This window comes from Pseudomonas sp. HLMP (genome assembly GCF_046365545.1).
GTDB classification, from domain to species: domain Bacteria; phylum Pseudomonadota; class Gammaproteobacteria; order Pseudomonadales; family Pseudomonadaceae; genus Aquipseudomonas; species Aquipseudomonas guariconensis_B.
Genome location: NZ_JBDLLR010000001.1, coordinates 4,738,374 through 4,759,006, shown reverse-complemented (window position 1 = coordinate 4,759,006; position 20,633 = coordinate 4,738,374). Strand labels below are relative to the sequence as shown.

Here is a 20,633-nt window from a genome sequence, read left to right as displayed (position 1 = left end):
TGGGGCGGTGATCAATAAATTAAGGATGGATTATGAAAACAATCACCGGCATTCGATTTGCAATTTCTTTGCTCGCATTGGCAACCCTGGGCGTCAATTCCGCAAGCGCGGATGACTCTCTGCAGCGTATCAAGGAGGCTGGCGAGATTCGTATTGCCAACACACAGACCAGTCCCCCCTGGAGCTTCATCGACGCGGAAAACAAACCGTCAGGTTACGACGTGGCCATGGCGAAGGAAGTGGCCAAGCGTATCGGTGTCCCAAAAGTCGTTTTCATTGCCGATACCTACAAAAACTTCGTAGAAGGCCTCAAAGCTGACAAGTACGACTTGGTGATGAACGATCTCACTCCCACTAAAGAGCGGGCGCTGCAAGTCGATTTCTCCGATCCATACGGCGTGGAAGAGTTTCGTATTTTCCTCCTCGCCAAGAACACCGATATCCATGAGCGAGCAGATCTGGCCGGTAAATCAGTGGGGGTTACGGCGGGCTCCAGTAATGAGTCGTGGTCTCATAAGAATCTGACCCAGTCGGTTATTCGCACTTATGACAACGGCGGGCTGGTGTTCAATGACCTGGCCAACGGTCGCGTCGACGTGGTGATCGCGTCGTGGTTCAGCGGTGAAAACTACCGTGTGGTCAACAAGCTGCCGTTGAAGGCAGTAGGCGCCCCCCTCACCTACCAGGTGTCTGCCGCGGCAATGCGCAAGGGCAGCGAAAGTCTGAAAACAGCGGTCAACAAGGCGATTAGTGAAATGATTGCCGATGGCACCGTGGAAGCCTACTCCAAGCATTACGTTGGTGCGGACTACCAAATGCTCTCGGGTATCAAGAAAGCCCTGGCTGAGGAGTGATTGATGCTGGAATTATTCCTGCGCGCTTGGCCACTGCTTCAGCAGGCTGTACTGGTCACGCTTGGACTAGGGTTGGGCGCTTTTGTATTGGGCAGTTTGCTCGGTATATGCGTTGCGCTTATGCGCAACTCCAACCTCGCAATCTTGCGGTCAGTTGCGTTCATGTATGTGTCGATTTTCCGTGGGACACCGTTGCTGGTTCAGCTTCTGTTGATCTACTTCGGCCTGCCTCATTATGGCATTACGATGACGCCGATCCCTTCGGCCCTGCTGGCACTGACACTGTTCTCCGCCGCTTACCTGAGCGAGAACTTTCGCTCAGGTATCAATGCCGTGGATCCTGGTCAGTGGGAGGCTTCGCAGGCTATGGGGATGGGTTACTGGACGTGCCTTCGTCGAATCATCTTTCCCCAGGCCACTCGCATTGCACTGCCACCCGTAGGAAGCCGTTTGATTGCCCTGATCAAAGACACTTCTCTCGCGTCAACCATCACTGTTGTTGAGATGACCCGTGTAGCAGAACAGGTAGGTGCGTCGACGTTCCGCTACATGGAAATGTTCCTGATGATTGGTCTGGTCTACTGGCTCATCAACCAGATTCTGACGTTAATTCAAACCTATCTTGAAGGGCGTATGACGAGGCGCTACCGATGAGCAACACTAAAATCAAGGTCACTGCCGTCTCCAAGTCCTTCGGTGACAATGTTGTTCTGAACAAAGTGGACTTGAGAGTAGAGGCTGGCGAGGTAGTGGTAATTCTGGGGCCATCAGGCTCAGGGAAAACCACGCTGTTGCGCTCACTGAATTTTCTGGAGCAGCCCGATAGCGGGATTCTGGAGATTTGCGGACATCGGATTGACCTGATTGCCGGGAAACGCATGAGTCGCGCAGACAAGCATGAACTTGCTCAGCTGCGCCAGAAGACAGCCATGGTGTTTCAGTCCTTCAATCTCTTTCCACACCTCACGGCCCTTGAGAACGTTATCGAAGGACTTGTCAGCGTCAAGAAAGTCCCAAAGCAGGAAGCAGTAAAAAAAGGAATGGATTTACTGGAACAGGTTGGCCTGGCTGCTAAAGCAGACTTTTACCCTGCCCGGCTATCTGGTGGTCAAAAGCAACGTGTGGCCATAGCCCGGGGCTTGTCCATGGATCCTGAGGTGATCTTCTTTGACGAGCCTACGTCCGCTCTCGACCCTGAGTTGCGAGATGAGGTGCTTCTAGTCATGCGAAATCTTGCTGATGCGGGAATGACAATGCTAGTGGTAACCCACGAGATGCGCTTCGCCCAGGAGGTAGCGGATCGTGTGATTTTCATGGAGGGTGGCAACATCGTGAAAAACGCCTACGCAAGCGACTTTTTCGGGGTTGATAGCGGGGAGCGAGTCCAACATTTCTTGAGGCGTTACTAAGCCACAATGATCTGATGCACCGGGACTGGCGCTCGAGTCGGTAGGCTCATTTCCCCCCTCCGACTCAAGCGTCAGGTTTCGATGTTGGCTTTACGCCTCTCCACGGCGGCGAGCCACTACACGTGTTCGTCATCGGCGATGATTGGCACACTTCGTGCCAAGGGCCGTCCGAACTTCGTTGGCATCGTTCCCATTGCTATTCCGGTGCATGTGTCCGACTTGATCCCCCAACAAAAGATCTTGTCCGCCTCTCCGGTCGGGTCTCCAAGTACCACGGCAACCATGCTGGAGTTTTGTGATCGCCATCAGATCGTTCCGCAGGTTGAATATTTCCCCAGGAGCAGAGTTAATGAGGCAATCGATCACCTGCGAAGCGGTAAGGCACGGTACCGTGTCGTGCTGGATGCCAACAATTGACTCACCACCGCTCGGCCATGATTGTTTGTTGTGCATGGCCTAGCGGGTGTCCTGATGATTTCACGAGCCCAACAATCCGCTGCCTGGATGGCAATTGATGTACTCAAAGCATTGAGAGTCGGCCGGGATTACAGAAACCTCATGGTAAAGTCGCAGCGCCACCTGGAAATCTAATGCTCGCACATAGCGCATGAATCCACCGAAAATGGCCAGATGCGTCGGATGGGTCTTAGCCCAAGCCTCTAAATTCGCCAGCTCATCGAAATGCGCGAGCCCAAAACTTTTTTCCAGCGGTTCGCCGGTAGTGGTGTTCAGTACCCTCATGAAACGGCATGAAAGGCAGCCGAGTGGCCCACCTTGATCACGAAGGTAGGTCATGCCCTCCTCCAGTACAGGCTGAATGTCGTGTAGGTACAAGTTTCGTTCTTTATCACGAGTAGCCCCCCAATCTTGGCCAGAGCGGATCAAACAAAGATTTTGCCTACCTGACAGGTGGGTACGTGGCGAGCCTTGTTGGCTGGGATTTGCTTCAGGCTTAGTGCCTCTAAGCGGATCAGTCTGAGCAAGTGCAAACCGATCCCGTACGCTGCCCCAATATCCATGCTCCTGGACGGTGTCACTTAAAGACTCGGCCAGGTGGGCGACTCCTTCTGGTGCGCCGAGCGATGCCTGGAGGGTTTCAAAGCGATCCGCGGTAGGGCTTACTATTTCAATGAACCATCCCACCGTCTCCCCAGCGCGTTGTGGGTCGTTCCACCAAACATCGAAACCACTCTGCTGGCGCCACCTCAGGAAGTCAGCAGGTGCTGACCAGTAGGCAATGGCGATGAGGTTATGGAAGCCTGCTGCGTCTTTACAGTGCGCTAGATCCCAGTGTTTCGGGCCACTGGAAGACACGAAGCGATGGGTGATCGGCTTCAAATCTTCAATGCTGAGCTCAGCTGTTGATTGCACGCCGAAGTAAGCCATGACCACTTGCCCCACCAGTGGATCAAATCGCGCTGCCCAGGCGGGAAATGGAGGAACATGACTGGGAGGCATGGTGGAAGGTTGGGTGCGCTCAGTACGCAGATACGGAGGGATTGCCGATTCCATGATGCGTCTCCAACAGGCGTAAAGACGGGGCTGGATCCTTTCACTATAGCTTCCCTTTCCAGCTCCCTATTTAGTAAGCGGTTACCTCAAGACATTCCGCCCTCCAGAAACACAAAAACCGGGCAAGCCCGGTTTCTGTGTCTTATTTACGCTTGTGGTCGACTTACACCGCGAAGTCGGTAGAAAGCGCCAGCTCTTTCCACTCGCTCAGCTCTGCCTCGACAAAGCTGTGCTTCTCACCGATGCGCGCCACGGTGTCGCTGCCCAGGGCCAACCGCTGTGGCGGCTTCGAAGCGTTCACCAGGGCCAGGATGGCTTCGGCAAACTTCACCGGATCACCCGGTTGTGCATGGTTGGCCGCTTCGGCGAATTGACGCATTTTGCCGACGGTTTCGTCGTAGTCCGACAGCTCCAGAGCGGTCTTGATCAGCGACTGTTCGTCCAGGAAGTCCGTGCGGAAGAAGCCCGGAGCAACGACCGTTGCGTGGATGCCCAGGGGTGCCAGCTCCTGGTGCAGCGCTTCGGTGATCCCTTCCACTGCGAACTTGGTGGAGCCGTATACACCCCAGCCCATGTAAGCCTGGTAGCCGCCGATCGAGGAGATGTTGACGATGTGCCCGCTACGCTGGCGACGCATGTGCGGCAGGACAGCGCGGGTTACGTTCAGGACACCGAACACGTTGGTAGCGAACAGTCGCTCGGTTTCGCTGGCGCTGGTTTCTTCCACCGCACCCAGTACACCGAAACCGGCATTGTTGATGACGACATCGATACGGCCAAAACGCTTGATGCCTTCCGCGACAGCCTGATGCGATTCTTCTTCGCTGGTCACGTCCAGGCGCACGGCCAGGAGGTTCGGGTGAGCACCCAGCCGGTCAGTAATGTCTTGCGGTTTACGTGCGGTGGCAATCACAGCGTCGCCGGCACGCAGGGCGTGTTCTGCGATGAGGGTACCAAAACCACGGGAAGCTCCAGTAATGAACCAAGTACGCATATCAACTCCTCCTGTCAGCGACCCGAGCTTTATTGCCGGGCCTTCTCGATGAGTTGATGCGACTTTAAAGGTGAATCATCCATGTGATAATCCCATGGATTTAGCAAGACTTAGTGAGCCGTGCTCATAAATAGCTGTTCCCTTCTTTTGATGCTTTCATATACGCATCATTTCACCACGACAATGCGAACGCACGTGGAAAGCTATTCATAGCGCGGAGAAAACCCGTGATTTAGCTCTCTTCGATCTGGTCATCGAGTTCGAGCTTCGATCCTGCGACCTGTACTTCTACGGTGAGCAGATCATATGATCAGAGCAGCACCTACCTGAGAGGGAGTAACCATTTTGCCTAACGTGTTTTTCTCTTACTGCCATGCAGACGAGGCCCTGCGCGATCAGCTCGAAAAGCAGCTTTCCATGCTCAAACGCCAGGGCGTCATTGACACATGGCACGATCGCAGAATCGGTGCGGGCCAAGTCATCGATGCGGCAATTGATGATCACATCAACAGCGACGAAATCATCCTATTGCTGGTGAGCCCTGACTTCATCGCTTCCGATTACTGCTACAACATCGAGATGGCCCGAGCAATGGAGCGCCATGCTGCAGGGGAAGCGATCGTCATACCTGTGATTCTTCGCCCATGCGATTGGCACTACGCACCGTTTGGCAAGCTCCTTGGCACCCCTCAAGATGGTAAGCCAGTGACACTTTGGCCGGATCGAGACGAAGCATTCTTGCAAGTCGCGAAGGAAGTGCGGAAGGCCGCCAATCGATGCAGCCGCAACCAACCGAGCACGCTACCTCGATCTGAGCGTACCAATTTCGATAGCAGTTTAGCGCCCGCTCCTATGCCCCCAACTGGCCCGCGCTCAAGCAACCTTCGGATGGCCAAGAGCTTCACCCAGCTTGACAGAGACCGCTTTCTGCTCGATAGCTTCGAGTACATTGCCCGCTATTTCGAGAACTCATTGCTGGAGCTCCAGTCACGCAACCCAGGGTACGAAGGCGCATTTCGTCGTATAGATGCCAATCGCTTTTCTGCGAGTATTTACAAGGACGGCAATAACGTTGCCAAAGCGACTCTGTTCACCGGTGGCCAGCTAGGCGCCGGTATCTATTACAGCCATGGCGATTCGTTTGGCGGGGGCTCGTACAACGAGGCACTCACTGTAGATACAGACGACCAATCCTTGTACCTCAAAACTTTTGGCATGGCGCTCCACACTCGACAGTACCAAAAACTTTCCCAAGAAGGCGGTGCGGAGACGCTTTGGAGCCTTCTCATCGAACCGTTACAACGCAATCGGTGAGTCATTGCCGGATATGAACAAGCCAGAACACGGGGCACCGTGCGTTGCATAAAATGCCCCCTGCTACCGAGAAGTAAGACCTACACAGAAGGCTCAGACCATGGAAGTAGTCCTGCTCGCTCATATCACATTCAATCGTCTGGGCTCAGCCAGTCGTGAAGGAGGTTTTCAAAGTCAGCGGCAGGCCAGGTTTTCCGCTGAAGTGGCAGACACAGATCAATCGACCTTACGGAATTTGATAATCGAAATCGCAGAGGCCAATGGTGAAACGGCGGGGGCCTTGAAGGACTTGAGGTACGTGAGCAGCTACGGAGGAGAATTGGTGCTCAACATCCAAGGCACGAGCCCCTCATACAGCACCGCCTATGTCCAATGTCGCATCATCCACGCGCTGAAGGCGAATGGGCAGTACTTCGTGCTTCAGGCAGTAGACGACAGAGATGTCAGACCGTTTGTCTCTTGTCGGCAGACTACCTAACTCGCATAAATGCAGAGCTGGGCAGCAGGATCATTCATCCGACCGACAGGGCTCAAATTTTATAAGCCTCATTTTTGACTCGTAAAATATTTCAGTTTAAAGGTCAAAAAGGAGGCTTACATGCCAATATTGTCGCGGCTGTAGGCTTCGGACGCTCACCGACCATTTTTGGCACGGAACGATACGTAGTGACCATCCTTGCTTACTGCCAGACGTTTACGCCCGTTCAACGTCGCGCAGCAACGTGGGCCACTCAGAGTACCTACCAGCACAAAGACCGGGCTAGCCCGGTCTTTGTAAGCGTGTGGAGATCAACCACTGAGGCAGCCAGTGCCCATAGCGTGGTAGCGAATCGTGTGCTGATTTCCCTGCGAGTCTTCATAGGTCATTTCCACCGGTACGACATAACACACAGGTGGAACTTCAGTGTGCGACAGCACCCGAGCAATATCCAAGCGTTGCTCATAGTGATAATCAGTAAATGTGGTTGCTGTTGTGGCCGTTGAATTTAATTGCGCAGCTAACGCCGAAGACACCATAAGTACACCCAGCAGTGCCCCCCCAACACCCAGCAGTGAAATCAGAGCACTTTTCATAGCTCATTTTCTCCAAGTTTGTAGCGTTCGTCTTAGTCTTTGAAGTCAGTAGAGAGCGCCAGATCTTTCCACTCGCTGAGTTCCGCTTCAACGAAGCTATGCTTCTCGCCGATACGTGCGACGGTATCGCTGCCCAGCGCCAGACGCTGTGGCGGTTTCGGTGCATTCACCAGAGCCAGGATGGCCTCGGCGAACTTTACGGGGTCACCGGGTTGTGCATGGTTAGCCGCCTCGGCGAACTGGCGCATCTTACCGACGGTGCCGTCATAGTCCGGCAGTTCCAGGGCGGTCTTGATCAGCGACTGTTCGTCCAGGAAGTCCGTGCGGAAGAAGCCCGGAGCAACGACCGTTGCGTGGATGCCCAGGGGTGCCAGCTCCTGGTGCAGCGCTTCGGTGATCCCTTCCACTGCGAACTTGGTGGAGCCGTATACACCCCAGCCCATGTAAGCCTGGTAGCCGCCGATCGAGGAGATGTTGACGATGTGCCCGCTACGCTGGCGACGCATGTGCGGCAGGACAGCGCGGGTTACGTTCAGGACACCGAACACGTTGGTAGCGAACAGTCGCTCGGTTTCGCTGGCGCTGGTTTCTTCCACCGCACCCAGTACACCGAAACCGGCATTGTTGATGACGACATCGATACGGCCAAAACGCTTGATGCCTTCCGCGACAGCCTGATGCGATTCTTCTTCGCTGGTCACGTCCAGGCGCACGGCCAGGAGGTTCGGGTGAGCACCCAGCCGGTCAGTAATGTCTTGCGGTTTACGTGCGGTGGCAATCACAGCGTCGCCGGCACGCAGGGCGTGTTCTGCGATGAGGGTGCCAAAACCACGGGAAGCTCCAGTAATGAACCAAGTACGCATTTTCAACTCCTCCTGTCAGCGACCCGAGCGTTATTGGCGGGTCTTCTCGATGAGTTGATGCCACTTTAAAGTCGTGGTACTTATGTGATAATCCCATTTATTTTGCATGACTTAGTGAAAGGCATTCATAAATGAAGGCTCCTAGCACTGCTGACCTGACGATATTCCTATCCATCGCGCAGCACCTGAATTTCAGCCGTGCAGCGGTCGAACTGGGTCTGTCACCTTCAGCCCTAAGTCACTCTCTGCGCGCCCTGGAAAACCGCCTAGGCGTACGTTTATTCAACCGAACCACTCGAAGTGTCGCCCTGACAGAAGCTGGGGAGCGACTCTACACACGCTTGAAACCGGCTTTTCGGGACATTGATGATGCACTCGAAGACCTCAATAATTTTCGAGACAAGCCCTCAGGCAACTTGCGCATCACTGCTGGTCGCCAGGCATGCGAACTCGTGCTGTTACCGATTGTCAGCCAGTACCTGCAGGAATATCCGGACATCAGATTGGAGGTGGTCGAAAACGATGCGTTGGTGGACGTAGTGGCGGGAGGTTTTGACGCCGGTGTTCGGTTTGGCAACCGCCTGGAAGCCGACATGGTGTCACTGCCAATAGGCCCAAACATGCGCTCGGTGGTCGTAGGCACGCCGGCTTTCTTCGAGCGTTATGCGATCCCGCAGAAACCAGAGGATCTACACGGTTTACCTTGTATTCGGCATCGTTTCCCCAGTGGTTCACTGTACCGATGGGAATTCGAGCGCGGAGGGATCGCCCAGGAAATTGAAGTCAGCGGCCCATTGACCCTGGGTGACGTGAGTCTGATGGTGGGCCCTGCACTACAAGGGATTGGTCTAGCCTATGTTTTCGAAGAAATGGTCAGCGAGCATGTGGCCGACGGGCGATTGATTCAAGTGTTGCCGGACTGGTGCCCCTTTTATCCTGGCCTGCACCTTTACTACCCCAGCCGTCGCCATGTACCAGCGCCACTCAAGGCATTCATCGAGTTTGCCCGTGCGGCTCGTCCAAAGAAGTAAATGAGTTGAGCATGCTCATGGAATACTATGAAATCTTTCGGTACGAATGTGCCAAAGGTTGCCTGTGCAAGCTCATTTGGTAGGTGCTAAAGCTTCAGTGAAACCACACCCCATCGTGGCGGAGTATAACCATGCGTCAGGATCACCTGGATGGATTGGTAACCTTCATGGCGGTGGCGGAGGAAAAGGGCTTTTCCAATGCTGCAGTGAAATTAGGCATTTCACCTTCAGCGGTAAGCCAGAGCATCCGAGTGCTGGAGCAACGGCTAGGGTTGGTGCTGTTCAACCGCACAACCCGTAGCGTTTGCCTGACAGAAATAGGGGAGCGCTACCTGGAAAGGGTACAGCCGGCACTTGAGCAATTGTCCAATGCGTCACAGGAGCTCGGCCGGGAGGCCAATCATCCTGCAGGGCTTCTACGGGTCAATGTGCCGCGGGCCGCCTACTTAATAGTTCTGCAGCCGATCTTGCGTCGCTTCATGGCCGCTTACCCAGAAATCAATCTGGAAATCCGTGCCGAAAATCACTTGGTGGACATTGTCGGACAGGGATTCGATGCCGGCATCCGCTTCGGTAACGCGGTTGAAAAAGACATGGTCGCTGTAGCAATCGGCCCTCCCCTCAAGGCGCAAATTATTGCTTCCCCCGAGTACATCACGCAGTTTGGCCAACCAGAACATCCGCGTGACTTGTTGCAGCATGACTGCATCAGCTTCCGGCATTCCAGTAGCGGGCAGATCGAGCGCTGGGAGTTCGACAACGGCCAGGAGAAAATCGATCTCCAGATAAAGGGCCGGTTGATCCTCAACGACTCCGAAATATTGGTTCGCTCAGCACTAGACGGACTTGGCATCGCCTACATGATCAATGGATACATTGAGCCCTTCATCAAGCAGGGGCGTCTATTACGGATCCTGGAGGAGTGGAGCCCAGCAATCCCCCCCCTCCACCTCTACTATCCCGATCGACGCCGCGTCCCAGCGAAATTGCGGGCGTTCATAGACTTTCTGCGAAACGAACCCTCAGAGTCCCAAACAGAGGAACTCATACTCTAACCCCATATCAGATCGCCTGGCTGGCCAGTGTTTCGAGCGCTGCACCCTCTTCCAGCCAGACCACTCTGTCCGCAGAAAGGATGGCAGCTGGACGGTGGGCAATCACGATACGTGTTTGCTGAGGACGGAACGCCACAATACCCGCCAAGACACTTGCTTCAGTCTGAGAATCCAAGGCTGAAGTCGCCTCATCGAGTACCAACACTGAAGCGTCCGCCAGCAGTGCCCGAGCCAATGCAATCCGCTGCCGTTGTCCGCCTGACAGTAATGCTCCGTAGCTACCCACATGCGTGTCATAGCCGTCAGGGAGAGACATGATGAATTCATGGGCACAGGCGGCAGTTGCCGCGGCCACGATTTCTTCGATGCTTGCATTGGGTCGCGAATAGCTGATGTTGTCCCGGATGGAACGGCTCAACAGCACCGCGTCCTGTCCAACCATTGAGACGGTGCGACGAAGTTCATCCAAAGGCAACGTCGAGATGTCACGTCCATCCAGCAAGATCTGTCCACTGTCAGGGTTGTAGAAACGCTGCAGCAACTTGGATACGGTTGACTTACCCGATCCGCTAGCGCCCGCAATGGCCACGGTCTCACCGGATTGTACGTGCAGATTCAAGCTTTCGAGTACGGCTGAACCTGCGCCCGGGTAAGTAAATCCGATGCCTTCGAAAATCACCTCACCGCGCCGCTTTTCGACGCTCGGCAAGGAATCGCTGGAACCGGACTCCTCCCGCGGCAACCCCGTCAAAAACAACGCATCGGCTGCATCCTCCAGTCCCGACTGAGCTGTCCGGAGGTTCTCGCCAAAGCCGCGCAGATAACCCGCCATCAGCAGGAACGAAGTCACTGCGAACGCTACGTCACCAGGACGGGTAGCCCCCTTTGACCAAGCAAGCAACGCCACTCCACTCAACCCAGCGAGCAACAGAAGCAGCAGCAAGTTCTGCATCAGGCCCAAGTCCACTACACGGCGCCATGCCTTCGAGGAAGCCTGCCCCCATTCTTGGGCAACCTGCTCCATACGAGCGTGCTCACGGGTCTCTGCCCTGAAGCTCTTGATAGTGGTCGCAGCTGCCAGCACGTCAGCGGCCAGGCCGCTCAATTGCCCATCATTCAAATTGGCGTTCAGGTGCGCGGGACGGATCCACTGCATGCCCACGATCAGGTTACTGACCACGAAGGCAATCGCCACCAGCAATGCAAAGGCGCCGGCCAACGGCTCACGCCAACCAATCATCACGACAAGGCCCAGCAACACCATCAGGGCGGGCCCCAGATGCACCGTGACCGCGTCAGTGACCTTGTCATACCCGGACATTGATCGGCGCAAGCGGCGCAATGTGTCACCGGACGACTGCACCGCATGCCAGTGAGCTGGAGCCGCCAGCACATGTTCGAAGCTCTGCAACAGCACTGCCTGCATATTTCGCGACGCCAGCGGAATCCACAAGCGATGAGCAAGGTTGCGACTAACGGTGAATCCTGCGAAGGCACCGAGAAGCATAACCCAGTTCTGCCAAACGGCATTTGCATGTGCAGTCTTGGCAACGCTTTCGATCAATTTGGCTGACGCCCAAGGCAACAACAGATCAAAGCCCGTCGCAGCAAGCGTCAGCAAAATTCCGGAGAAGAAATACCCGCGTCGACGCATCCACATGCTGGCCACAAAACCGAGCACCTGGCGGTATGGATAGGGACGGAAATGCTCGTTCATTACAGCACCTTCACTTTCACGCCATTCTCGGCATGGATGATCTTGCGCAGCGTCGTAATGAGGAAGAACTCGAAGCGTGGGATCAGGTGCATGGTCGTCTCCAGAGCTAGCAGTTGTCGGGCGTTATTACCTTCAGTAGTGATGGATGTATGGTGGATTTCTCAGCTCCAATGAACAAGGTGACTTAGCCCTTCACCCTTTGAAGCCCCACTTATCAATCCGAGCAATTACCTCCTGAAACGAAAAGGCCGCCCGATTAGGGCGGCCTTTGGGAGCACCTATACGTTTAACGCAACGGCTGCCCCTTCATTTCTGGCATGCGCATGTAAACTACCGCACTGATCAGGCTGATCACTACCAGGTAGATCCAGAACAAGTGTCCATAACCCGAGCCTGTCATTGCCGTCATGATGTAGGGCGAAGTACCACCAAACAGCGTGACAGAAAGTGCATAAGGCAAGGCAATCCCGGTAACACGAACCTCAGCGGGGAATTGCTCGGCCATAGTGACTGCCGAAGCGGCACCAAAGCCGGTCATGATTACCATTGAGATCGTTTGCAAAATGGTCACTTCAACTAGGCTGATGCCTTGGTGCAACAGCCCGAAGCTTGGCCAAGCCCAAAGAGCAGAGCAAAGCGCAAAGGCGATGAGCACTGGGCGACGACCGATACGGTCGGCAAGCATGCCGGCGAAGGGCATCAGCAGCAGCGATACACCAACCGCTACGGAGCCAGCCAGCAGAGTGTCACGGATTGGCATCCCAGTAATCAGATGTACTTGTGACGGGTAGCTCACCATCCACACGTAATTCAGCAGGTTGCCGGCCATTGCCACACCGATTACCCGGAATACGTCTTTCCGGTGTTTAGTAAAGATGTCACGCAGGGGGCTCTTCTCGACCACCTTCTTTTTCACGCGCGACTGGAACACTTCGGTCTCACGCACCGACAGACGAATCCACAGGGTCAGCAGCCCCATCAATGCAGCGATCACAAACGCCACACGCCAGCCCCACTCTTCCAGCGCGGTGTCGCTGCCGATCGAAGCCAATACATAGCCCAGCAGGAACGACACCAGGGTACCAGCGTTGATGGCAAACCACTGCCAGGAGCCAGCAAAGGCTCGACGATCAGACGGCGCCGATTCGATCAGGAAAGCCGAGGCGGAACCAAACTCGCCGCCGGCCGAGAAGCCTTGGGTCAAACGAGCGAGAACCAGGATGATTGGTGCGGCAATGCCGATGCTTTCATAGTTTGGGCAGATACCGATGACCAAGGAAGCCACTGACATCAACAGAATGGAGAGGGTCAGCCCCTTCTTCCGTCCATAACGGTCAGCGAAGACACCAAGTACTGCGCCACCGATCGGGCGCATCAGGAAGCCTACGGCAAACACCGCGAGCACTGACAGTAGTGCAGTAAGGCTGTCACCTGCCGGGAAGAATTGGCGAGCTAAAATTGAGGAGAATGTCGCGTAGATCACCCAGTCAGTGTACTCGACGATCGTGCCCAACGTGGCCGCGACGATGGCTTTACGTTCTGTTTTGTTGAGTGTCCTACCTTGGCTTGGTGCTGCAGTTTCAATGTTAGGCATGCGGTCAAAAACCGCGTCTTTGTCGTTAGTCATGGCTTGGCTCCCGTGAGCACATTTCTTGTTGTGACGGGAACGATGGCATCGCTAGCCATCGTGGTGAAGCGAGTTTAATGCCGTACTCAGTTGAAGTTTGATCAAATCAATTTGGGACTAAATGTAACTGGTCGGCTCTGACTAGTGCAGAACACGTAACTGAGTTTTTCTCAACCGAAGGCCGCTGAAAATTCCCTTGAACAACACGTGCACAAAGGTCGAATCTGCTGCCAGTCATCAAAGCTCAAACAACAAGAGGCCCGCTGACACTGCCTGTCGCGTGGGCCGAGGAGACACCCGATGTTAAAAGTTGAGAGTTACATCGCCGGCGCTACCCTGCCACCTTGCACCGGCTGCTTCGTAGAGAAGATTGACCCTCGCAGCGGCAAAAAAATGGGCGAAGTCGCCAACAGCGGCCCGCAAGATGTTGAGTTTGCCATCGAAAACGCTAACAAGGCGGTACCTGCCTGGCGTGATATGCGCCCCTCGGAGCGTGGTCGCATCCTTATCGAGCTGGCACGCATCGTGCGCCAGAGCGTAGGTCGTATTGGTGCTCTGGAGAGCGCCGAAACGGGTAAGCCTGGCCAAGAAATGCCCGGACTGATGGATCTGACTGCCCAGTACTTTGAGTACTACGCGGGTCTGGTCAACGTCATGGATGGTGAAGTCATCAACCAAGGCCCGAACTATCACGTCTATACCCGTCGCGATCCTTTCGGCGTCATCGGTGTAATCCTGCCTTGGAACGCTCCACTGCATCAGGCCGCCCGCGCCATCGCGCCTGCGCTGGCGACCGGCAACACCGTAGTTGCCAAGCCTTCTGAGCACACCTCTGCGTCGCTGGTTGAGCTCGCGCGTATCGCCGTGGAAGAAGCCGGTCTGCCGCCAGGCGTGTTCAACGTCGTTGTAGGCAAAGGCAGCGTCATTGGCCCTGTCATGGCGCGCCATCCATTGATGCGGAAGATCTCCTTCACCGGTGGCCTGACTGCTGGACAGGAGCTAGGACGCATTGCTGCAGAGCGCATCCTGCCACTGACGCTGGAGCTGGGCGGTAAATCTGCCAACATCGTATTCAACGACGCTGACCTGGCCGCTGCCGCCAAAGGCGCTACCCGCGCATTCACCTGGAACAGCGGCCAGTGGTGTGCCGCTGGTACTCGCCTGCTGGTACAAGAAGACATCCACGATCAGTTCGTTGAGAAGTTCATCGCTGAAGTTGCCGCGCTGAATGTCGGGCCGGACTTTGACTCTACCTCCGGGCCGATCACCACCGAAGCCCAGTTCAAGAAAATCCAAAGCTACTTCGAAGTGGCCGAACGTGAAGGTCTCAAACCAGCTATCGGTGGCAAAGTTGCAACCGGCGAACACCTGGGCAATGGCTGGTACATTGAACCGACCGTTTACACCGGTGTGCACAACGACATGACCCTGGCCAGGGAAGAGATTTTCGGGCCGATCGTCTGCGTCATTCCATTCAAGGATGAAGCAGACGCCCTGCGCATTGCCAACGACAGCGACTTTGGCCTGGGCGCCGGTATCTGGAGTCGCGATATTGGTCGCGTCCACCGGGTTGCTGCAGGCCTCGACGCCGGCCGGATCGTCGTCAACGAGTACAGTGGCGGATTCGTACAGACCCCTTGTGGCGGCTTCAAACAAAGCGGCTACGGGCGCGAACAGGGTATTGATGCGCTGTCCCACTACACCCAGCTTAAGTCAGTCATCATCCGCCTCTGACGCCTCTCCTCTTCCGCGAAAGCCGACACCCTTCCGTGATTGAATCACGGCGGGGTGCTGTCGTTTGACAAAGTGTTTTGCTTGAGCTTTTGTCATGCTAAAAATACGATCATCTATACACTACAAGAAGATCCCCATGAAGGACAAACTGCCGCCGCTCAATGCCGTCCGCGCCTTCGAAGCGGTTGCTCGTCACCTGAGTATTACTTTGGCTGCCGAAGAGCTGAACGTCACCCCTGGTGCTGTTTCGCGACAGATCCGTACGCTGGAAGATTTCATGGAGCAGCCGTTGTTTACCCGCGGTCATCGGCAGGTCAGCCTGACACCCGCTGGAGAGCAGTACTTCAATGCGGTGGCACGCTTCATTGAAGAGTTGCGCAGTGCAACACGCCACTTGAAGCGACCGACCAAGCGCCGGCAGATCAAGGTACGCGCCTACACCACCTTCGCCATGCAATGGCTCATCCCGCGCCTAGCCAGCTTTCATCAAGAGAATCCCAAGATCGAGGTGTTGCTGACAGCATCATTGGATCCGGTGGACTTTCAAAAGGAAGACCTGGATGCAGCCATACGCCTCGGCGCCGGTGACTGGCCCAACTGCAACAGCTATACGCTGAGTGACAACCTGCTTGCGCCAGTGTGCAGCCCCGCCTTGCTAAATACGGAGCCTGGACTGAAATCTCCGGCGGACGTCGCCGAGTACACGATGCTGCATTCCATCGCCCGTCCTGATGACTGGGCCTACTGGCTGGAGGCAACAGGCGTCATTGGCCAGGTCGATGCCAGCGCCGGCATGATCTACCAGAGCTCATCGATGGTCTATGCAGCTGCTATCGGTGGCCAAGGTATTGCGATGGCCCAGTTGTTTTTGGTCGGAAAGGAGCTTCGCGAAGGCACGCTGGTACGTCCATTCGAGCAAACTGTCGATCGTGGTGCATACACCTACTATCTGCTGACTCCCAAGCATCGCCCCGAGCGCGAAGACATGACGATCTTCCGTCAGTGGATTCTGGAGCAGGCGCGCATAACCCGATCCACAGAATGAAAAATCCCGGCCTGGGCCGGGATTCATCTCTTAAATACCGAAGGGCGTGGCCCCCTTGGTTTCACGTATTGCACCGCCTTGCAGCAGCCGGTCTATCTCAGCTTCGTCGAACGCAAACCCTCTCAATACCTTGCGCGAGTGCTCTCCCAGGTCGGGTGCCGGCTGATAGGGCTCGGCCGCCGCAGCCGCACTGTTGACCGGGAAGCCTACAGTTCGCAGCGTACCAAACCGGGGATGCTCAACACTGGCCAACATTCCGTTCTCGGCTAGTTGAGGATGCTTGAGCAAGTCACTGTAGTCCGCGACTTTCGCACACAGGATATCCGCCTCGCGTAACACTCCGAGCCAATAGTCTGTCGGACGGGTGACGAAGATCGAATCAAGCGAGGCCTGCATCACTCCCCGATTGCTTACCCGATTACTAGAGCTGTCGAAGCGCGGATCATTTATCCACTCTTCACGTCCAAGCACAGTGCAGAGACGTTCCCAGCGATTGCCGTTGTACGCGGCCACCATGATCCAGCCATCCGACGTGCGGAAGGCTTCGTTAGGTGCCGCATACGGTGCTGCACTTCCAATCGGCGTAGGCAACTGCCCATCCCGGAGGAAGCTGGTGATTGAAGACTGCTGCAACGCCAAGGCACTGTTCATCAAGCTGACGTCCAGGTGCCCTCCCAATCCAGTCACATGGCGCGCCTGCAGCTTGGCAAGAATTGACATGCTGGCCATGTAGCCGGTGACCACATCAACGATAGGCGCCTGTACTTTGCAGGGTGGCGAGTGTGGCAATCCGATCAGGCTCATCAATCCAGAGTCCGCCTGGAGAATGCCATCAACACCTGCACGCTCGGCGTACGGGCCATGCTGCCCATAGGCAGAGATCGAGCAGTAAATCAGCTTTGGGTTGACCTCAGCCACTGCCTCATAGCCCAGCCCCAAACGAGCCATCACACCGGGACGCATGCTTTCGATCAGCACGTCAGCTTCGGCCACCATGCGCATGACAACTGCTAGGCTCTCCGGGTGCTTGAGATCCAGGCATACACCCAATTTCCCACGATTAAAGCCATGATACAGTGCACTGGATTCACCGACCCAAGCTGGGCCGAGGGTACGGCCCAACTCACCTTCTGGTGGCTCAATCTTGATCACCTGCGCCCCCATGTCCGCCAACAACATGGTGCAGGTCGGCCCCGCTGCGATCTGGGTGAAGTCCAGAACGGTCAGCCCCTTCAAAGCGTCACGCAACATAGCATCGCCCTCCTGGGTTGAAGGTGCAGGGATTTTTTATTGTCATGATGCCCTCCAGATCCTAACGGCCCAGATACTGCGGTGAGCGTTTCTCGGCAAACGCAGCGCGACCCTCAAGGCGATCCTCGGTATCACGCAATACACCCCAGTACAGCTCGGTCAATCGCTGAGCGTCGCGGTCGGACAGATGAGCAGTTTGGGTCGACAGAGATTGCAGCGCCTGAATAGCCAGCGGCGCTGCTGCTGCAATGCGCTCAGCCAATGCAAAGGCGCGTTCCGCGAGCTGCTCCTGAGTGTCGACAACCTCCGATACGAGGCCAATCATCGACGCGTGAACGGCATCAATACGCTGTCCAGTCAGTGCCATCTGCATCGCATGGGCCGAAGGGACAGCCCGCAGCAAGCGATGAAGCCCGGAAACTGCCGGAATGGAGCCAACCACCGCTTCAGGCAAGCCGAAACTGGCATTGCCCGAAGCGATACGCAGGCTGCATTGCAATGCCAGCTCCAACCCACCACCGAGGCAGTGGCCGTTTACGGCAGCGATCAGCGGCTTTCTGAGATCGAGGTCAGTCAGATCCATCAACCGGATGTAGAGGCCAGAATCGGCCGCTGCCTCGTTCTCCAAAAACAGGGCCTCGGCGTACGACGCTGACGACTCGCGTGTGCTCTTCAGATCAGCACCGACGCAAAAGGCTCGGTCACCGCTGCCGGTGATAATCGCAGTTCGAATTTCGCGGCGGTCGCGCACCTCTGCCAGGTGCGTACGCAGTTCGCGCAAGGCGTCCAGGTTCAGTGCGTTCAAGGCGTCGGGGCGATCCAGCGTAATTTTCGCTACCGCACCGTGGAGTTCCAAAGTTACAGGCATGGAAACCTCCTTCAGACGCTGGCCGAAGACAGGCTTCGTCCACCGCAGACATACAAGGTTTGACCGGTAATGTAGCTACTTGCCGGGTCGAGGAAGAATTCCACTGCGTTGGCGATGTCGTCAGGAGTACCGATACGCTTGACCGGGACGGTGTCCTTCAGCCGCACTTGAACTGCCTCGTCAAAGCTTTGGAACAGCGGCGTATCGACAATCCCAGGGGCAATGGTGTTGACTGTGATGCCCTTGGCAGCGAACTCGATGGCCAGGCTACGGGTCAGGCTCACTACCCCCCCCTTAGCAGCTGAATAGTTTGCCTGTCCGAAGCCGCCAAGCCAGGCGCGCGAGGACATATTGACGATACGTCCAAACCCACGTTGCAGCATCAGTGGCACCGCAGCTTTACAGCACAGGAATTGCGCACGCAGGTTGGTATTCAGTACTAGATCCCAGTCTTCTTCGGTCATGTTAAGGAATCTTTTGTCGCGCACCACGCCGGCATTGTTTACTAAAAAGTCCAATGCACCATGGGCATCACCAATTTCAGCGAAGACACTATTGACTGCCGCCGACTCAGTCAGATCCAGAGCGATCCCGTTTGCTTGCAATCCTTCTGCTGAGAGACGCTCAATTGCCTCATCGAGTGCCTTCTCATCTCGATCCAACAGATAAGTAATTACACCTGATTCAGCCAACCTTGCCGCGATCCGTAACCCAATACCCCGAGCCGCACCTGTGATAACCGCTACCTGGCCGCTGTGAAAACGTTGTGCAGACATATCACACCCCCAGAACGTGGACGGACGACGCCGCATGGTCAACCCCGGCAATCCCGCCACCGGTGCATTGCGCAACGCCGATACGCGGAGAGTTGGCTTGGCGTTTACCGGCACGACCTTGCAGTTGCCACATCAGCTCGACCATTTGCGCTACACCCGTGGCGCCCAGTGGGTGACCCTTAGCAAGCAAACCGCCGCTTGGATTGACTGGAACACGTCCACCGATTTGAGTAGCGCCGGACTTCAGCAGAGCTACGGCTTCACCGTGCGGTGCCAGACCCAGGGCTTCGTAGTACAGCAATTCGGCGATGGTGAAGGCGTCATGCAACTCGACTACGCCGATATCGCGAGGTTCGATGCCAGCTTGTTCGTAGGCTTGGCGGGCGGCGCGCGCAGTGATTTCAGCATCGAGGATGTCGTCGCGGGCACCTTCTACCAGCCCGGAGACGACGGTGGAGCCCAGGACACGCACGTCCTTGGCGTGAGGGCCGGCGCGCTTGCTCAGCACCAATGCAGCGGCGCCGTCTACTTGAGACGGGCAGCACTGCAGCAGCGTCAGTGGGTCGGCAATCATGCGCGAAGCCAGTACTTCTTCCAGGGTCACCGTGGTTTGTTGCTGAGCAAACTCATTGAGTGAGCCGTGGTAGCGGTTCTTCACGGCAATCGCAGCAAGGTCAGCTGGCTGAGCATCACGCTCGTGCAGGAAGCGAGTGGCCCGCATCGCGTACACCGCTGGAAGCACCATGCCGGCCTGGGCAAACAGGTCGGTTTTTTCGTCATTGCGTTGCATTGGAATGGTGCCGCCACCCAGTTGGGTCAGCTGCTCGATACCAAATACCAGAACAGTGTCGTACTGCTCAGCGATCAGTGCGTGGCGCGCAAGGTGTACAGCGGTGGCACCACTGGCGCAGGCATTCTCGATGTTATAAACCGGGATACCTGCCAAACCGAGGTCACGCAGGATCACTTGACCCAGAATCATTCCACCGAGAACGTTGGCGCAATAGATTGCCTGAACATCCTTGAGCTCAATACCGGCATCGGCTACGGCAGCCAGAATCGCCTGCTGAGCAAGCTCCGGGGCTTTCACCCCTGGGTGCTTACCAAAGCGGGTCATCGCCCCGCCCATAACGTGCATGGCTGTCATTGCGCATCCTCCACCAACTCAAACACATAGCCAAAGGTTTCGTCCGGCAACACCCGGCAAACATCGCCGATCTCAGGGCGTCGTGGGCCGTTCACGCGACCGAACAACCGCACTGGGCCAGGCATGTCCACATAACCAAGGGCAAACGGCTGCAGCCCGCTCTTGGGGCTTGGATTGATGATGGTGTAGCTGTAAATCCAACCTTCGCCGGCCAGGACGACCGCGTCGTACTGTTCAGACAGCGGGGAATGGGCAGAGACAGGCGGGAAAACCAGATCACCCGATACACGATGACGGGATGCGAGCAACCTCGAAGGTGCTTGGCTGCTCCAAAGGGATGTATTCATTGTTCGACCTCCAGT

General features: G+C 55.9%; 20 protein-coding genes and 1 pseudogene. 10 read left to right on the top strand and 11 right to left on the bottom strand.

Translation table 11 applies throughout. The features are described 5' to 3' along the window. Window positions 1–32: 32 nt before the first annotated feature. The 4 genes and pseudogenes from ABFA30_RS21995 to ABFA30_RS21980 form a co-directional block, all read left to right on the top strand. On the top strand, window positions 33–854 hold the full coding sequence (locus ABFA30_RS21995; RefSeq protein ID WP_283724211.1) for a transporter substrate-binding domain-containing protein: 822 nt from the start codon (window positions 33–35) through the stop codon (window positions 852–854). A 3-nt stretch (window positions 855–857) separates the two neighbouring features. Then, on the top strand, window positions 858–1,508 hold the full coding sequence (locus tag ABFA30_RS21990; RefSeq protein ID WP_410045936.1) for an amino acid ABC transporter permease: 651 nt from the start codon (window positions 858–860) through the stop codon (window positions 1,506–1,508). Beyond that, entirely contained in the window at window positions 1,505–2,263 is a 759-nt protein-coding gene (locus tag ABFA30_RS21985; protein ID WP_283724213.1) for an amino acid ABC transporter ATP-binding protein, read from the top strand. The genes ABFA30_RS21990 and ABFA30_RS21985 overlap by 4 nt, the downstream gene beginning before the upstream one ends. A 132-nt stretch (window positions 2,264–2,395) precedes the next feature. Continuing rightward, window positions 2,396–2,680: pseudogene (locus ABFA30_RS21980) on the top strand (alcohol dehydrogenase); the annotation flags it as partial. Window positions 2,681–2,740: 60 nt separating this feature from the next. Here the strand turns inward: ABFA30_RS21980 and ABFA30_RS21975 are convergent. Then, window positions 2,741–3,775 (bottom strand): phenylacetaldoxime dehydratase family protein, encoded by a 1,035-nt coding sequence (locus tag ABFA30_RS21975; RefSeq protein WP_410045935.1) that lies wholly within the window; start codon window positions 3,773–3,775, stop codon window positions 2,741–2,743. A gap of 163 nt (window positions 3,776–3,938) precedes the next feature. Continuing rightward, entirely contained in the window at window positions 3,939–4,769 is an 831-nt protein-coding gene (locus ABFA30_RS21970) for an oxidoreductase (protein WP_410045934.1), read from the bottom strand. Between the two features lie 345 nt (window positions 4,770–5,114). On the opposite strand from ABFA30_RS21970, the gene ABFA30_RS21965 reads away from it, so the two are divergent. Further along, window positions 5,115–6,083 (top strand): toll/interleukin-1 receptor domain-containing protein, encoded by a 969-nt coding sequence (locus ABFA30_RS21965; RefSeq protein WP_410045933.1) that lies wholly within the window; start codon window positions 5,115–5,117, stop codon window positions 6,081–6,083. A gap of 100 nt (window positions 6,084–6,183) precedes the next feature. Continuing rightward, a complete protein-coding gene (locus tag ABFA30_RS21960) occupies window positions 6,184–6,561 on the top strand; it encodes a hypothetical protein (RefSeq protein ID WP_410045932.1) in 378 nt (125 codons plus the stop codon). A gap of 311 nt (window positions 6,562–6,872) precedes the next feature. Here the strand turns inward: ABFA30_RS21960 and ABFA30_RS21955 are convergent, their stop codons facing one another. Then, window positions 6,873–7,157, bottom strand: coding sequence for a DUF2790 domain-containing protein (locus ABFA30_RS21955; protein WP_283725612.1), 285 nt, complete (start codon window positions 7,155–7,157; stop codon window positions 6,873–6,875). A gap of 32 nt (window positions 7,158–7,189) precedes the next feature. After that, window positions 7,190–8,020, bottom strand: coding sequence for an oxidoreductase (locus ABFA30_RS21950; protein WP_410045931.1), 831 nt, complete (start codon window positions 8,018–8,020; stop codon window positions 7,190–7,192). Window positions 8,021–8,151: 131 nt separating this feature from the next. Between ABFA30_RS21950 and ABFA30_RS21945 the strand changes: the two genes are divergently transcribed. Then, entirely contained in the window at window positions 8,152–9,051 is a 900-nt protein-coding gene (locus ABFA30_RS21945; RefSeq protein WP_410045930.1) for a LysR family transcriptional regulator, read from the top strand. A 131-nt stretch (window positions 9,052–9,182) separates the two neighbouring features. Continuing rightward, window positions 9,183–10,106 (top strand): LysR family transcriptional regulator, encoded by a 924-nt coding sequence (locus ABFA30_RS21940; protein WP_410045929.1) that lies wholly within the window; start codon window positions 9,183–9,185, stop codon window positions 10,104–10,106. A gap of 7 nt (window positions 10,107–10,113) precedes the next feature. Here the strand turns inward: ABFA30_RS21940 and ABFA30_RS21935 are convergent, their stop codons facing one another. After that, the gene (locus ABFA30_RS21935; RefSeq protein ID WP_410045928.1) at window positions 10,114–11,823 is read right to left on the bottom strand and encodes an ABC transporter ATP-binding protein; all 1,710 of its coding nucleotides are present in this window, start codon (window positions 11,821–11,823) and stop codon (window positions 10,114–10,116) included. A gap of 286 nt (window positions 11,824–12,109) precedes the next feature. After that, complete coding sequence (locus tag ABFA30_RS21930) at window positions 12,110–13,417, bottom strand: MFS transporter (protein ID WP_410046065.1); 1,308 nt, start codon at window positions 13,415–13,417, stop codon at window positions 12,110–12,112. 333 nt (window positions 13,418–13,750) lie between these two features. On the opposite strand from ABFA30_RS21930, the gene ABFA30_RS21925 reads away from it, so the two are divergent. Further along, a complete protein-coding gene (locus tag ABFA30_RS21925; RefSeq protein WP_410045927.1) occupies window positions 13,751–15,184 on the top strand; it encodes an aldehyde dehydrogenase family protein in 1,434 nt (477 codons plus the stop codon). A 136-nt stretch (window positions 15,185–15,320) separates the two neighbouring features. Then, window positions 15,321–16,229: a transcriptional regulator GcvA gene (gcvA, locus tag ABFA30_RS21920; protein WP_283725555.1), complete on the top strand. Its 909-nt coding sequence runs from the start codon at window positions 15,321–15,323 to the stop codon at window positions 16,227–16,229. 30 nt (window positions 16,230–16,259) lie between these two features. On the opposite strand, the gene ABFA30_RS21915 is transcribed toward gcvA, so the two are convergent. The 5 genes from ABFA30_RS21915 to ABFA30_RS21895 all read right to left on the bottom strand — a co-directional run bounded on the left by ABFA30_RS21915 (window position 16,260) and on the right by ABFA30_RS21895 (window position 20,618). Then, entirely contained in the window at window positions 16,260–17,480 is a 1,221-nt protein-coding gene (locus tag ABFA30_RS21915; protein ID WP_410045926.1) for a CaiB/BaiF CoA transferase family protein, read from the bottom strand. Window positions 17,481–17,541: 61 nt separating this feature from the next. Then, a complete protein-coding gene (locus ABFA30_RS21910) occupies window positions 17,542–18,348 on the bottom strand; it encodes an enoyl-CoA hydratase/isomerase family protein (RefSeq protein WP_410045925.1) in 807 nt (268 codons plus the stop codon). A gap of 11 nt (window positions 18,349–18,359) precedes the next feature. Continuing rightward, window positions 18,360–19,124: an SDR family NAD(P)-dependent oxidoreductase gene (locus ABFA30_RS21905; RefSeq protein ID WP_410045924.1), complete on the bottom strand. Its 765-nt coding sequence runs from the start codon at window positions 19,122–19,124 to the stop codon at window positions 18,360–18,362. Window position 19,125: 1 nt separating this feature from the next. Then, window positions 19,126–20,271: a thiolase family protein gene (locus ABFA30_RS21900; protein ID WP_410045923.1), complete on the bottom strand. Its 1,146-nt coding sequence runs from the start codon at window positions 20,269–20,271 to the stop codon at window positions 19,126–19,128. After that, on the bottom strand, window positions 20,268–20,618 hold the full coding sequence (locus ABFA30_RS21895) for a Zn-ribbon domain-containing OB-fold protein (RefSeq protein ID WP_410045922.1): 351 nt from the start codon (window positions 20,616–20,618) through the stop codon (window positions 20,268–20,270). Before ABFA30_RS21895 ends, ABFA30_RS21900 begins: the two co-directional genes overlap by 4 nt. Window positions 20,619–20,633: the final 15 nt, after the last annotated feature.